Here is a 15134-nt window from a genome sequence, read left to right as displayed (position 1 = left end):
CTTCGTGTTTATTACAAGCCGCTTATTTTGGAATACTTCCCACCACGTTGTCTACATAGTACATGATACTCAACAGGTCTGCTTTGGATGCTTTTTCACCTTCCTTGATCTGCAACTTTCCGGCATTGTCTGAAATGGGTCCCGTGTATGGATCAAAAAGGTCCGTGCCTTTTTTCATCTGTTCATAGCGCTTGAATACCAGATCATAAACGGACAACGTTCCAAAGTCTGTCGTATCCACGGAAATGGCCTTTAACGCATCTACGAACTTGGGATTGATCGGCTCCTCGAATGAACCGCCGAGGATCGCCGCTTTCTCGGCAACCAGCCACCACTGATCGTCGCTCGTCCAGGATCCTTCATGAAGGTCCGTGAGAATCTTTTCGTACATGACGCCCCAGTCCACCAGCTGCCCGGAGACCACCGAGTCTTGCCCATACGGCTGCATGGGGCTGTAATGGCTGAAGGTATAAATCTGCTTGCCTTTTTCCGTATGTTCCTGGCCGACTTCAATAACTGCCGGCGTATCCTCCGTGAATGCCAGGGAATCGCAGCCGTCGGCGATCAGGGCCTCGGCCGCCTCTCTGGCCTTGTCCGGCCCGTACCAGGCATAGGTCCAGCGCACATGCACCTCCGCCTTGGGATTCACGGCCTTGATGCCGAGGGCGAAGGCATTGATGTGCCGGACCAGCTCAGGAATGGGAAAGGCCGCCACATAGCCGATCTTATTGCTCTTGGTCAACCCTCCGGCCATCAAGCCGTTTAGGTAATAGGTCTGGTAGAGGTCGGCAAAATAGGTTCCCACATTTTTGGTCTGTTTGAAGCCGGAGCAGTGCATAAAATGCTTATCCGGATATTTATTGCCCGCCTTGATGGTGTCGTCCATGTATCCGAAGCTGGTCGTGAAGACCACGTCGCATTTTTCTTCCTGAATGAATCGGTCGATAATTCTTGCGGAATCCGCTTCGGCCACGGATTCGATATAAACGGTTTTCAACCAGGGAAGCTGCTTTTCGGCAAATTTTCTTCCAACGTCGTGGGCATGCGACCACCCATAGTCGCCAACAGGTCCGACATAAACAAAGCCGGCCTTCAGCTGTTTTTCAGCGGCCGTAATCGGCCCGGGTCCAGAAAGGGTAAGCAGAACGACACATAAACCGACCAAAATCAAACGCTTACGCCAGATTTTAACGCCCCTCATTTGTGCCTCCTTCTCTTGACAGAATTGTGTTTTCGTGTGTTGGCTAACTCAAGTTGGACATTTAACTACGATGATCCGATTCCTTAAGTCAACAACAGTGTTTTTGAACCCTCCCGCCGGCAAGCTGCGGGGAGTGTAATGAAAGTCTATATTCATTTCACTCGCCAACCCAGCCGCCATCGACGGCGGATGCGCGCGCTATCGGGATTCAAATCCGCATCGGGCAAGGGCTGGTTTGTTGACTCATTCACCGCGTCGGCTTCGATGTAAGAAATATTCTGATTCTACCCCTATTTTAGATTTATCATTGACTTTGTCAGGGTGGTGTGATTGCTTAATTATTTTGGTTCTTTATGTAGAATCACGGTTGAAATCGTTTTCAACAAGAGGCAACTTACACCTTGTATCCATCAGAGGCTGACAGCATCAGCATCAGGAGGAAAACATGTACGGTTTAGCGGCCATTCAGCAGGCCAACGGGTGGGCCATGGCAGGCGCAGGCGCCTGTATTGTTCTTGTAGGCTTGGCGGTACTTTCTTTTTTAATATCGATGATTCCTCGCCTTACCGGCTTTTTTGAAGAAAAAACCCAGCCGCCTGCCGAAAAACAGGAACCGGCAACCCAGTCGAAAATGATCGTTCCAGACAAACTGCCGGAAGACCTCGATGCTGCATCAACGATTTATATCGCCTTGACCGAGGACTTGGGCGAGGAGTTCAACCTAATCGACCTGCACCGTAAATCCAAGGAGATCGGTCTTCCCCATCCCCATCTTTCGATTAATCGCTTCCGAGAGGCAGGCGTACTGGTGGCGGTTGGTGAAGGACGCTTTTCCTGGCAACCCCTTTCCGAATAGAGAAGAAGGACCGAATCAATGGAACTATTACTGCAGTTTCTGACCAATACCGGGTATTACCTGGCCGATTATCGGCACTTTTTAATGTGGGGCATTGGCATTCTCTTCGTCTACCTGGCCATCGGCAAACAGTACGAACCATTATTGCTGCTGCCCATCGGCTTCGGCGTGTTGGTTGGAAACGTACCTTTTTTTAAGGGCTTCGGCCTGGGCATTTATGAACCGAACAGTGTGCTTCACTACCTTTATTTTGGCGTCACGACCGGTGTTTACCCATCCATCGTGTTCCTGGGTCTGGGCGCCATGACCGATTTTTCATCGCTGCTGGCGCGACCCAAATTGATGCTTCTGGGTGCGGCCGCCCAGATGGGCATCTTCTTCACCTTGCTCAGTGCCCTGGCCCTGGGTTTTTTGCCAAAAGAAGCGGCCTCCATCGCCATCATCGGCGGCGCAGATGGTCCGACCTCCATCTTTTTAACAGCCAAACTGGCGCCTCACCTGATCGGCCCGATAGCCATTGCCGCTTACTCATACATGGCCCTGATTCCGATCATCCAGCCGCCGATCATGCGGCTGTTGACGACGAAAGCTGAACGCCGGATTCACATGCCAGATCCGCGCCCGGTTTCAAGAAAGGAACTGTTGATTTTTCCTGTGATCGGTCTGTTCCTCTGCTGTTTTCTGGCCCCGGCCTCCATTCCCTTACTGGGAACTTTCTTTTTTGGAAACCTGCTTAAAGTCAGCGGCGTGGTCGATCGCTTGGCTCAAACTGCCCGCACCGCCATCATCGATACGGCCACTATTTTTTTGGGGCTCACCGTCGGCGCCAGCACGCAGGCGGATGTTTTTCTCACCACCAAATCCGTCGGCATCTTTGCGCTCGGCGCCATCGCTTTCAGCATCGCCACGGCCTCAGGTGTGCTTTTCGGTAAACTGATGAATCTCGTTTCCAAAGAAAAAATCAACCCATTGCTTGGCGCAGCAGGCGTTTCAGCGGTTCCTGGATCTGCCCGAGAAGTCCATGTGATGGGGCAAAAAGAGGATCCGTCCAACTACCTGCTGATGCATGCCATGGCATGCAACTCGTCCGGGGTAATCGGCTCCGCTATCTGCGCCGGCATTTTGTGGAGCTTTAATGTAGGCTGACAACCTGAGATCGCGCCGCCCTGCATTAACAACCCTTTTTGCCGGAGAAGGAAGGTCCTTCTCCGGCATTTTTATTTCCGTTATCCAGCTGCACGATTTATTCTTGACCACTCGGATTTGACTGTGCCATGCTTTACTTATCCACGGAAATGGATCGGCGATTTCTATGCGCCTTTTTTAAAGATTCGCTACCCTGCCCGCCCGTCGCCACCTTTCCCGCTTTTACTTTGCCAAGCCATATTCACCAATGGAGGACACCATGATTGCAAAAATTATTATCAAACGCCGCTTTGTTAAGGAAAACACGCCTCAAATACTATCACTGCTCAACAAAATCAGATCCATCGCCATGAATCAACCCGGATATATTTCAGGGGAAACCCTCATGCAAAAAGACTTTCCCGAGAATATGGCGGTCATTGCAACATGGCAACGCATGGAAGACTGGCTGGCCTGGAAAGACAGCGAAGAGCGTAAAACCTATGAAGCCATGCTGGAAATCTACCAGACAAGACCGACCCAGTATGAAGAATATCACCTGGGAACCTCTTTTTTAAATGAGGGTTAGCCGGCGAACGCTTCAGGATTTCGTCACGAGGGAAATTTTTGGCATTTTGGAGAAACGACACCCACATGCCATTAAAAGCGTATTAAAAACGGCGGGTTAAAAACGGATCGCTGAGCGCCCCATTTTCGAACGATCTCAGGTCGACCCATACACAACATTGAGCCCGGCACAGTCATCTAAAAATGAGCCCCTTGCTAAGCATAGCGCACTCCAGCCTTTTTCTGAACGTTTTTGACAAACAAAAAAGCCGACCTTCTCATAAAAAGCGCAAATGGGCTCGGTTTCTTCTGATTTTAACCCCGAAAAAATAAGAATGCTTTCATCTTCGACGTTCTTCTCCAAGGCCGACCAGAGATTGAACAATGTCGGCATTCTCAGGTTTGCAAAAACCAGGTCATAGGTTCCGGTGAGGCCGTTTAGATCCTCATTGAGAATTATGACGCGCTTTTCCACTTGGTTCAAACGCACGTTTTCACGGGCTTCAAAAACGGCACACGGGTCAGAGTCGATTCCGCAGACCGACCCTACGGCCATTTTTGCAGCGACAATCGCCAGGACACCGGAGCCCGTACCGACATCAATTGCCCTCCAAGCATGTCGCCGGGCCTGCCAGTTTGGCTGATGAAGAACCGCATCAATCAATTGGATGGCCAAGCGGGTGGTTGGATGCTCTCCCCCACCGAAAGCGGCCCCCCTGTCAAGCGAGACAAGACACTGACCCGGGAGCGCTTTCAGAGAACACGACGGCGGCTTGATAATCACATGGTCAGAGACCGTTCGGGGCTGATCATATGAAATTTCAATAAAGGAATTGCCGAAATGGGTTGTATAGCGCAGCTGACCAGATTGAATCAAGCCGGCGACCACCTGTTTCAGCTTTTTAGGATCATCCCGGCGGGTCTTGCAGAAGTGACGTTTTAATCCGCAAAAAGTGACTTTGGAAGACGATTCAGCGACGAATCGAAGAACCTGCAACGCTTGGGCTTCAATCACGAGGACCACCTCACACGGCCGCATGGTCGTAGGCAGAAACCGGGCGGATCAAAGGAAGGGCCGAACATCACGGAAAACAAGGCACGAAAAGCGACACGTCCAGTCGTTTGGGAACGACTAGCAAGCCAGGCCGGGTGCAGCGGGCATCGCGTTCGATTGTCTTCATGTCCGCGACCACAACACCAATCGCCTGTTTGCAATTGAGCCGTGAAACAAGCGCGCTACTCGATCCCCTCTTCCGCCAAGAGATGGTTATGCCACAGGGCGAACTCATACATGGCAAGATAACGGTCGTCATCGTTGACGATTCCTATGGCCATCTCCAGCACGCCCCTCCCGTAGCTGTTCGAATAACCCTCCAATGGGCGCGACTGCAAAAACTCCCGGACCAACATCTGAGAGGTTCGTCGGCTTTTGTCTCTGCGGATATCGATCGGATCTTTCGGCTTTTCAAACGGGTCCCATTTATCGTAGCCGACCTTGTTCCGAATATATTTTTGCCGGCGAGGAGACATGGCGTCAAAAATGGCTTGTTTCTTTTCTGAATCGGAAAAAGTACGCTCCATTTCCACCACCTTAATCCTGCTTTGTATCGGACTTGTTTTTATCTGCACTCACGCCAAGATACGCCTCATCAAAAACGGTCAGCAAGGCCATGGATAGCGGCATCAACACATCACCCATCTTCACGTGGGTGGATTGCAACACCGCTATGATTTCACAAGACAGCTCATGTAGCTTGGCGTGCACCGAATCCAGATTAACCGTAGGGTAGGACGCGCCTGTCTTGAATTCGGACAGCCCGCACGTATGACCCTGCCCGGCAATCGCGGTCGGGATACCATAAAGCCGGCAGGTGACCGGACGGGACGCATACAGGTCACACTGGTCGTCCGGGTTGAGCAGCGGGCACCGTATCCGTTCGGCAGCCATTTCAAAAAGAACCTGCTCCTCTGTTTTTTCCCCGGCCTCCACCGCCTTGTATGCCTTCCGCTTCAACTGGTAGATTTGCCGGTCCGACTTATTGGCATTCTCCAGAATTTCGGGCTGCCTTTCAGCGACGATCGTTTCAAAAAATTTCGAGTTGATATAAAGCGCCTCCACCAAAGAAAGGTCGAACAACGCATGACAGCAATCCGCGCACTCCAGCTTGCATTTCACGCAATCGGAATACTGTTGGCGAACGCTTTCAAAAACCCCGTCCAACTGCTCGACAAAGGCTTCATATTTTTTAAACACTTGCTCCAACTCAGGTATCATATGCCAGACCCTCCCTGGGAATGTTTCACGTGAAACACTACTTGCCAACGCAGAATTGACTAAATATATGATCGTAAAGATCCTCCTTATTCCGGCTCCCGGAAATATCTTCCAGGAGAAGGAGGCTCTCGTTCAACAAACCAGACACCACATCAACTGATCGTCCATTTTCAGCTGCAACTGCACATGTTTGTAATTCGTGCATGACCTGGTCAAGAATTTTTCTTTGGCGCAAATTAGGGGTGGCGCCATCATAACGGCCACGGCATTTTCCTGAAACGACATCTTTGAAAATAAGTTCCTTCAAGGCATCAACCCCTGCGCCTGTCTTGGCAGACACCTCGATATGCGCCATGTTCTTGGTTTCTTTTAGGATGTCGGACACCGCGGCTTCTTCAGCGATGTCCGATTTGTTGATGACGGCTATCACTTGGTAGTTTAAAAACTCCTCGATCAGTTCTTTTTCGAACCCATTGATTTTTCTATCCGCCTCTAAAACCAGAAGGACGATGTCAGCCCGCTGGAAATGGTCACGCGCCTTTTTGATCCCAAGACACTCTACCGGGTCTTGGGTGTGGTGAATGCCTGCGGTATCGCAGACGACAACCGGTACGCCATTAATCGAGAAATACTCTCGAACGATGTCACGAGTGGTGCCGGGAACCTCTGAAACGATAGCTGTTTCTCTTTCAACTAGCCGGTTTAATAGGCTCGATTTTCCGACATTGGGTGCCCCTGCAATGGCCAACAGCACCCCCTCCTTAAAAATGGCCGTTTCTTTTTGCCGTTTGATGAGGGCGTTTATATCCGGCAGGATCGATGTTGTCAGTGTTTCGCGAACCGACAGCAAGTCATTATCCTGGTTGATTGATTCTTCAAATTCAATGTCTGCCTCACAAACCGCCAACAACCGGGTAATGTCCTTCGTAAGCTTGGCAATGGCGTCGCGAAGCCCTCCGGCCACCTGGACACTGGCCATTTGGACGGCAGTTTCACAGGGTGCGTTGATTAGGTCGATGACCGCCTCAGCCTGGGTCAGGTCGATTCGCCCGTTTAAGAATGCGCGCTTGCTAAACTCTCCGGGACCGGACAACACGGCGCCGGCGTCCACAACGAGGCTTAAAATTCGGTCCAGAACTACAAATCCGGAATGAGAATGAAATTCGACAACATCTTCACGCGTGAAACTTTTTGGTCCTTTCATGTATATGGCCAGGATCTCGTCAATGATGTTTCCACTACCCGGCTCGAAGAGATGACCATAGTAGACGACATGAGAGGAGAATCGATCGATATCAGCTGTGTTCGCGGTTGACCGGCGTTGGGGTTTCTTCCGGGCGAAGAGCCGATTCATTATCGTGTAGGCAAGGGGGCCTGAAATCCTGACAACGCCGATACCACCGGGGCCCAAGGGTGTCGATATGGCGGCAATCGTATCGCTGATCATTGATCTCCTGATTGAGCAGACAAGTCCTTCGAAGTCTTATCCGTTCGCCTCGCTGTTTCTGCGTCTGCCCTCTGCCTGTTTCTTCGGAAAAATCATCAATTTCCGGTAGTATCCCTCACCGATACTTTGGGTCCGAATCCCGTTTTCATCTTTCAGGTGAATATGAACGATCCGCCGGTCGTGCGCGTTCATTTGCCCAATGGTGACCGGTTTTTTCGTTCTTTTCGCCTTCTCGGCTAACCGGGAGGCCATTTGTTTGAGATTGTTTTTTCGCTTTTCAATATATCCCTCAACATCCACCAGCACGCGAACGCGGTTGGCGCTTTTCTTATTGATCATTTTCTCCAAAAGGTACTGCATGGCTTCGAGCGTCTGGCCTCTTTTCCCAATCAGAACGCCGCTGTCTCCACCCGAAATTGAAAAAAGCAACCGTTCCCGTTGTTGGGAAACATTCACCGTTGCCCCAGAGGTTATCCCATCGAGAATGGTTTGTAACGCCCGACATCCAGCGGCAATCAGTTCCTCGTCATTTTTCTGATCCTCTGCGGATAACGGCGCGGCCTGTTCTGCTAAAGACTCCTCTTTCAGGCTTATGGAGGTTTCCCGGTTATTCGGTTTAGACCGCTTTCGTTTGGATTTATCCTCTTCGACGAATACTTTAATTTTTGCTTTTTTTACACCGACGAGCCCGAATATTCCGCTTGACCCATAAGCAAGGACTTCATGCTTGATTTTTTCAGGCGGGATGCTGAGTTCATCACTGGCTCTTTCAATCGCCTGGTCGACGTTTTTACCTTGAAATTCTATAGACTTAGCCATTCTTGCCTCCAATTTTAGGCGGTTTTCTTTTGGACATAGTATTGTTGGCTGATCGAAAGCACATTGTTTACCAGCCAATATAGCACCAGTCCTGATGAAAAATTGATGAAAATAAATGTGAAAACCACAGGCATTAGCATCATCATCTTGGCTTGGGTGGGGTCTCCTGGAGGGGGAGACATTTTTTGTTGAAGCAACATGGTGGCGCCCATGATTATGGTCAGTACCGGAATTCCATATGGCGGCTCCATAAACGGAATGGAGAACCCGAAGTCGAAAAGCCGGTCAGGAGCAGATAAGTCGTTAATCCATAGAAAAAACGGAGCATGCCTCAACTCGATAGCTTGGTAAAGCATCCGGTAAAGAGCAAAAAATACAGGTATTTGAAGTACCATAGGGAGACACCCCCCCATTGGGTTGACCTTGTAAGTCTTATACAAGGCCATCAACTCCTGATTCATTTTCTGTTTGTCGCCTTTATGTTTTTCACGAATTTCAGTCATCAGCGGTTGCAGTTTTTTCATCTCACTCATTGATTTGTAGCTTTTGTTGCCCAGCGGCCACAGGAGGATTTTCGTGAAAAGGGTCAGAATAATGATGGCGACCCCGTAATTGGGGAGAACACTGTGGATTTTGTTCATGAACCAGAGGCACGGTTTGGCGATGATATTGAAAAAACCGAAATTGAGCGCCTTACCCAGATCATGACCGAGGCTGTCTAACAATTCCATGCTCTTTGGTCCCATAAAAACAAAAAACCGGAACTCCTGCTTTTCGCCCGGTAAAAGCTCAAATTTAGGGTTGATCAACTGATTCACAACGATGTTATCGACCGCCGCCAGTTTCATACTACCATCGATTTCGGCGCCGGGGATGATGCTCGAAAGGAAGTAGCGGTCTTCGACACTGACCCACTTGATCTTGCCTTTATATTCATCCTTATCCTCAATCTTTTTTGTCTTGACCTGTTCGAGCGTGTCGTTGATCAATGCGCTGGGACCGACAAAACCATACCCTTTATCCTCTTCAAGGGGTTTTCGAACAGAAAGAACCAGATTGTCATTGAGTTTTCTTTCCGAAGCATTCTTTAGAACGACGTTCAAACCGATAAGGTAGGAGTCTGGCTCAAAGGTGAATGTCTTTGTCAGAATGGTACCGTCATCAGCCACCCAGTTGAACGAGAGGGACTTGCTTATGTCGTCGACAATCAAACGGTCTCCATCTTGGTCGATGGAGAATATCGCATCATTCATTCCGTTTAAGGAATTTTCCAATAGGGACGTGCGAAAAACACCCTCTTTGAAAGATGGCGGGATCAATTGTTTATTTGGGGAATTCTTGTCGACGGTTTCACGATATTTCTTGAGAATATAGCTGGAAAAGGATGCACCCCTGGCGGAAATCCGAACGGCATAGAACGGGGTTTCAACGGTTATTTCGCGGCTTTTGTCTTCCATGACCGGGGCCGCTTTTATTGCATCGACCTCTTCCTTGCTGATGGTCGCGTTCGTCGTAACGGCGGCCTTGTTCGGGCCTTTTTCAACATCCTGCCCCTTATCTGCTGTCACGGTTTCCGTATTGTCGGTTGCCGGCTGTTGGTCGACAAAAAACATGCTCCAGACAAATAGCACCAAAAAAGACAGACCAATGGCTAGCAACAGTCGAAATTGTTCCATTTTTTTCTCCTTGACGCCAAATTGCGTCAACAGTCGCGTACGAATCGTTGATGGTGGTTTTTAACGGCGTAAGCATTTCGCAGAAGGCATTCGGGGCGGGCTTAAAGCAAAGCGACTTTTCGAACGGGATGGAACTTTCACGGAACCGGATCAAAACCGCCTGGATTAAACGGGTGGCACCTCAAAAGCCGCTTAATTGCGAGCAGGCTTCCCTTTCCGACACCATATGTGGAGATCGCCTGAGAAGCGTATTCTGAACAGGATGGAACAAATCGGCAAGCCGGTCCCAATATGGGTGAAATAAAGAGCTGATATAGCTTAATCGACAGTAATGCCAGTTTATTCATCTTCCCGCGATCCGGTTTTTCCGCCGATGGCCTCGAAACAACGATCGAGGTGCTCTCTTAGCGCCGCGGATCCAATCCGTCCTGACGGTTGACGGGCAATGACGTTAATATCCAGACTTCCCGGCAACATGCGTCTGTTCAATCGAAAATGTTCGCGAATGATTCGCTTGATCCTGTTTCTCGTTACGGCCTTCCCGACCCTTTTGGAAACGGTAACGCCAAGGCGCGATCGTAAAGCCTGATTTGCTTGGGAGATGATGATAAAATAGTCGCTGTAATGCCGTTTCCCATTTTTGGATAACGCCCGGTATTCGAGTGACGTTCTGATCCGATCTGCCTTTGAAAATGTTGCTCGTATCAACGATATAGACCCGTTTTCATTTGGTTTTTTATCAAGCCGCCGAAAAAGGGTCTTCATCGTCGAATCGGTTACGCAGCCAGTCTTTTTCTACCTTTTGCCCGCCGACGATTAATTACGCGGCGGCCTGCTTTCGTTGACATTCTTTTCCTGAATCCATGGGTTCGAGCACGTTTGATTCTACTGGGTTGGTAAGTACGCTTCATCGTTAAATTTCCTTCTTTCCGATTATGGAATGCCTGTGCATACCGGTATTCATCAGTTGAATCGGGTACCTTAAGCACATGACGGCAGCTGTGTCAAGCCGCAAAAAAAGTCCGGCGTAGGCAGCGTGCGTTGAGATTCCCCGTCCTGGTTTAGAAAAAAACCGAAGGCCGTATATCTACCGTTTCAATCATGAGCCGATTCGATAATTTCGAACGCTTCCATATGGTAGCGGTTATCGGGGTAAATAATGATCTGCTTGCCGATGTTCTTTTCCAAACCCTGGATCAGATGGTTTTCTTCACCGTGCAGGAAATCGGCAACTTCCGGATTCACCCGAAGGGTAAGCCGGACCCCGGTCATATCTGCGGCATATCGTAAAATCTCGCGGTATATTGAATAACTTATCGTTCTTATGGAAATAATATAGCCTTCTCCATCACAATAGGGGCACGGATCACACAATAGCCGGGTAAGCGGTTTCCGGGTTCTTTTCCGTGTCATTTGAATGAGACCCATATCGGAAATGGGAAGAATATGGGTCTTGCTTCTGTCTTTGGTAAACGCCTCACTGAGTGCGGAAAAGACTTTTTCCTGGTTCGACTTTTTTTCCATATCGATAAAGTCGATGATGATAATTCCACCGATATCCCGTAACCTGACCTGGTAGGCAATCTCTTTGACGGCCTCCAGATTCGTTTTTAAAATGGTTTCTTCGAGGTTGTACTTTCCGACATATCGACCCGTATTCACATCGATGGCCACCAGGGCTTCCGTATGTTCGATCACGATGTACCCCCCTGACTTGAGCCACACCTTTCTTTTCAACGCCCTGGAGATATCGCCTTCGAGGTTGTACGCATCGAAAATGGGTTCGCTGCCCTCAAACAGTTCGACGGAATCTTTGAGGGACGGATTAAACGTGTCAAGAAACGCCAGTACCGATTCGTAATCCTTTTTCGAATCGATCACGAGTGTTTCGGCCTCCTGGAGCAGCAGGTCTCTGACCGCTCTGAGACTAAGGTTCAGTTCCTGATGAAGAAGGGTTGGGGTGGCGGCCGTTTGGTACTTTTTTTGAATGTTGCACCACAGGTTCTTCAAAAAACCCATTTCGTAGGCCACTTTTTCCTTTTGCACGCCCTCTGCCGCCGTGCGCACAATATAGCCCATCGTACTGTTGCCGGACAATTCGGAAACAATCGTTTTGAGCCGTTGGCGCTCGGTTTCATCCTCGATCCGCCGTGAAATGCCTATATGCGAGGATGTGGGCATCAACACCAAAAAGCGACCGGGAAGCGAAATATTAGAGGTAATCCTGGCACCTTTGGTACCGATGGGGGATTTTGAAACCTGAACCAGAAGTTCCTGACCTTCGGTGATAAGATCCTCAATCTTCTCTTTTTCTTCTTTTGGGGTGGTGGCCGGTTGGCGGTCTTCCTCCGTTTCGTTTTCTTCCTCAACATCACTGCAGATGAAATGGCCTTCGATATCCGCAAAATTATCGCGGATTACATCATCCACATAAATAAAGGCGGCCTGGTTTAACCCGATGTCTACAAAGGCGGCCTGCATCCCCGGAAGCACCCGCTGAACCCGACCTTTATAGATATTACCGGTATTGTCGCGGCTACCCTTTCTTTCGATGAACAGTTCAACAATCGTTTCGTCTTCCACGAGGGCGACCCGCGTTTCGTGGTCGGCCACGTTGATAATGATCTTTTTAGACATGGTTGGTTTTTCTTTTGGTGATTATCGCAGTGAGGATCTGCGGTTCGCTCAACTTAAAAATGGTTTTAATCACATGCCCCGGTCTCACCATCAGGTTGTTATCCGTTCCTAAGGTCATAAAAAGATGACGGTCGTCCAACCGTTTGATTTCGGAAACCGTCTTTTTTAAATCAATGACAACCCTTTTACCTTTTTTATTTTTTCTTTCAATAGTTACGCTTTGTTGTCCCAGAAACCAATCTAAATCTTTTTGCCTGAAAAAGCCATCTTTTAGTTCGACCCGATAATCCTGTTTGTCTATTCGTTCCAGGACCTTGTTTTTGACAAAAGGAGAACAGCCGGTGATTTCCAGACCGTCGGGCATTTGTCGGCGCAACCGCAAAGCCAGTTCATCCGAATCGATGGGCTCGGTCAGCGTGACCTGCATCCGTTCATCTTCGCTTTGCATTCCCATGGGCAAGGTATCGCCAAAAGAAACTTTTGGCATGGGATGAAACCCTTCGGAATATTTCAACGGAATTCCCTCCCGCCGCAGACTTCTAATAAAAATTTTCACCATCTCGAGGTGGCCTAGAAACCGGGATGATCTCATTTTTTTAAAATAGACCACATACTTGATGCCTGTTTCTGTCAGCTGCCGTTCAGGCACGGGTCCCTCCGTTGAAAAAAGCCCTTCCTGGTCATGAAAAGAAACCGGTTTCACCGATTCAAAATCACAAACGCCGCATCCACTGCAGGACCCGGTTCGGCAGTCGGTGGTTATTTTACCGACCGCTGCCCGGGCCTTTTCTTCGATCAAAAAGGACCGATCCACGCCAATCTTGATATGATCCCATGGCAACCGCTGATCCGTATCAGCGTATCCATCCAAGAAATGCTTGGGATTTATTTTGCTGCCTTCAAGAACCGTCATCCACCGCTCAAAATCAAAAAAATCCGTCCACCCGTCAAACCGGCAACCGCTGCGCCACGCGTCGATTAACACCTTGTTCAGCCGTCGATCACCCCTGGCCCAGATCCCTTCAATCATACTGACCCGGGGATCCTGCCATTTAACCTGGACGCCGGAAAGTTTCAGGTTGTCTTTCAGCCAGTTTATTTTTTCCTGGGCTGTTTCGAGACGGATCTGGGGTTCCCACTGAAAGGGTGTATGCGGTTTGGGTACAAATGTGGCGACACTGACGTTAATTTTTCCATTTCTTCCCTGGTTTTTGTTAATGGCTTTTAATCGTTTCACAAGAGCGGCAATCGCTTCGATATCCGCGTGCGTTTCGGTGGGTAGACCAACCATGAAATAGAGTTTGATCAATTTCCAGCCTAAAGAAAAGGCATTGTCGACGGTCTCTACGATGTCTGCTTCCGTGATATTCTTATTGATCACGTCCCGCAGGCGTTGGCTGCCTGCTTCCGGTGCAATGGTGAAACCGGTTTTTCTGACTCTTCGGATCAATTCCATCAGTTCGGGAGTAAGCGAGCCTGCACGTATGGACGGTAACGATACGGCCATCTTGTCCCTGGCTCCGACATCCATGATCTTTTTTAACAGCGGTGCGATACACGAATAATCCCCTGTGCTCAGTGACAGCAGGCTAAGATCTTCATATCCACTCTCTTTCAACAGCTGGCCCACCGAAGACAAGATCGCTTCCGGGTTACGTTCGCGCACCGGCCGATAGATCATTCCCGCCTGGCAGAAACGGCAGCCTCGGGTGCACCCCCTGGCGATTTCCATTCTCAGGCGATCATGAACGGGTCTACCAAAAGGAATGATGGGTGCCGATGGAAAGGGTTCATCGTTCAGGTCTGAAACAACCGCCCGCTCGATATCGCGATGTGATGGGTGTTTTGGAGTTAATCGCTGGTTTTCACCGGCATCGACGGAAAAGTCGAAAAAGGAGGGAATATACACGCCTTTGATCGTGGACCACCGCTGGAGCAGGGCGTTCCTATTACCCCTGTCAGATCGGTGCCAGTCTTTCCATGCATCGGTCATCCGCAAAATTACGGCTTCTCCGTCGCCGACCACAAGCGCATCGAAAAAGTCGGCCACCGGTTCCGGATTGCAGGTGCAAGGGCCGCCGCCGATGACAAATGGATCCCGCTCACTTCGCTGCTCGGCAAAAAAAGCAATGCCGGCGAGATCGAGCATATTCACCATGTTGGTGTAGTTCAACTCGTAGAGCAGGCTGAAACCGAGAATGTCAAAGTTCTTCAAGGGCGTTCCGGACTCCAGCGAACACAATGGCAATTTATTTTTGCGAAGCTGATCCTCCATATCCACTGCCGGCGCGAAAACCCGCTCCGCCAGTATATCGTCCCGGGCGTTGAGCATCCCATATAAAATCTGAATACCGAAGTGGGATGTGGCGATTTCGTAAAGGTCGGGAAACGCCAGGGCGACATGCAGCTGTGTTTTTCCCCAGGGCTTTTTAATGCGATTGGTTTCACTGCCCAAGTAGCGGCTGGGCATCTGCACCAGTGGCAGGATATCTTGAATGGATGTTTCGCTCATGGTATGTTTCTTTTCCTGA

At 49.5% G+C, this 15134-nt stretch carries 15 protein-coding genes; 3 read left to right on the top strand and 12 right to left on the bottom strand.

The window, feature by feature from the left end; genetic code table 11:
* Window positions 1-22: 22 nt before the first annotated feature.
* A complete protein-coding gene (locus ACZCED_RS00555) occupies window positions 23-1201 on the bottom strand; it encodes a BMP family ABC transporter substrate-binding protein (protein ID WP_462971226.1) in 1179 nt (392 codons plus the stop codon).
* 445 nt (window positions 1202-1646) lie between these two features.
* Between ACZCED_RS00555 and ACZCED_RS00550 the strand changes: the two genes are divergently transcribed.
* From ACZCED_RS00550 to ACZCED_RS00540, 3 genes are all read left to right on the top strand, one after another.
* The gene (locus ACZCED_RS00550) at window positions 1647-2057 is read left to right on the top strand and encodes an OadG family protein (RefSeq protein WP_462971227.1); all 411 of its coding nucleotides are present in this window, start codon (window positions 1647-1649) and stop codon (window positions 2055-2057) included.
* Between the two features lie 18 nt (window positions 2058-2075).
* A complete protein-coding gene (locus ACZCED_RS00545; RefSeq protein ID WP_464859975.1) occupies window positions 2076-3203 on the top strand; it encodes a sodium ion-translocating decarboxylase subunit beta in 1128 nt (375 codons plus the stop codon).
* Between the two features lie 259 nt (window positions 3204-3462).
* Entirely contained in the window at window positions 3463-3771 is a 309-nt protein-coding gene (locus ACZCED_RS00540) for an antibiotic biosynthesis monooxygenase family protein (RefSeq protein WP_462971229.1), read from the top strand.
* A 135-nt stretch (window positions 3772-3906) separates the two neighbouring features.
* Here ACZCED_RS00540 and ACZCED_RS00535 read toward each other — a convergent pair whose 3' ends face one another.
* From ACZCED_RS00535 to ACZCED_RS00485, 11 genes are all read right to left on the bottom strand, one after another.
* Window positions 3907-4764, bottom strand: coding sequence for a 50S ribosomal protein L11 methyltransferase (locus tag ACZCED_RS00535; protein WP_462971230.1), 858 nt, complete (start codon window positions 4762-4764; stop codon window positions 3907-3909).
* Between the two features lie 221 nt (window positions 4765-4985).
* A complete protein-coding gene (locus ACZCED_RS00530) occupies window positions 4986-5330 on the bottom strand; it encodes a hypothetical protein (protein WP_462971231.1) in 345 nt (114 codons plus the stop codon).
* Window positions 5331-5340: 10 nt separating this feature from the next.
* Window positions 5341-6024 (bottom strand): YkgJ family cysteine cluster protein, encoded by a 684-nt coding sequence (locus tag ACZCED_RS00525; protein WP_464859974.1) that lies wholly within the window; start codon window positions 6022-6024, stop codon window positions 5341-5343.
* A gap of 37 nt (window positions 6025-6061) precedes the next feature.
* A complete protein-coding gene (mnmE, locus tag ACZCED_RS00520; RefSeq protein ID WP_462971232.1) occupies window positions 6062-7471 on the bottom strand; it encodes a tRNA uridine-5-carboxymethylaminomethyl(34) synthesis GTPase MnmE in 1410 nt (469 codons plus the stop codon).
* 36 nt (window positions 7472-7507) lie between these two features.
* A complete protein-coding gene (gene jag, locus ACZCED_RS00515) occupies window positions 7508-8290 on the bottom strand; it encodes an RNA-binding cell elongation regulator Jag/EloR (protein WP_464859973.1) in 783 nt (260 codons plus the stop codon).
* A 14-nt stretch (window positions 8291-8304) separates the two neighbouring features.
* A complete protein-coding gene (gene yidC / locus ACZCED_RS00510; RefSeq protein WP_462971234.1) occupies window positions 8305-9966 on the bottom strand; it encodes a membrane protein insertase YidC in 1662 nt (553 codons plus the stop codon).
* 137 nt (window positions 9967-10103) lie between these two features.
* Entirely contained in the window at window positions 10104-10313 is a 210-nt protein-coding gene (gene yidD / locus ACZCED_RS00505) for a membrane protein insertion efficiency factor YidD (RefSeq protein WP_462971235.1), read from the bottom strand.
* A complete protein-coding gene (gene rnpA, locus ACZCED_RS00500; RefSeq protein ID WP_462971236.1) occupies window positions 10306-10731 on the bottom strand; it encodes a ribonuclease P protein component in 426 nt (141 codons plus the stop codon). The genes yidD and rnpA overlap by 8 nt, the downstream gene beginning before the upstream one ends.
* An 11-nt stretch (window positions 10732-10742) precedes the next feature.
* Window positions 10743-10877: a 50S ribosomal protein L34 gene (rpmH, locus tag ACZCED_RS00495; RefSeq protein WP_372682401.1), complete on the bottom strand. Its 135-nt coding sequence runs from the start codon at window positions 10875-10877 to the stop codon at window positions 10743-10745.
* 184 nt (window positions 10878-11061) lie between these two features.
* A complete protein-coding gene (locus ACZCED_RS00490) occupies window positions 11062-12603 on the bottom strand; it encodes an Rne/Rng family ribonuclease (protein WP_462971237.1) in 1542 nt (513 codons plus the stop codon).
* On the bottom strand, window positions 12596-15115 hold the full coding sequence (locus ACZCED_RS00485; protein ID WP_464859972.1) for a TIGR03960 family B12-binding radical SAM protein: 2520 nt from the start codon (window positions 15113-15115) through the stop codon (window positions 12596-12598). Before ACZCED_RS00485 ends, ACZCED_RS00490 begins: the two co-directional genes overlap by 8 nt.
* Window positions 15116-15134: the final 19 nt, after the last annotated feature.

Source organism: Desulfosarcina sp., assembly GCF_055467485.1.
Note: the sequence above shows the minus strand (reverse complement) of the source record. Positions and strands in the feature narration are given on the sequence as shown.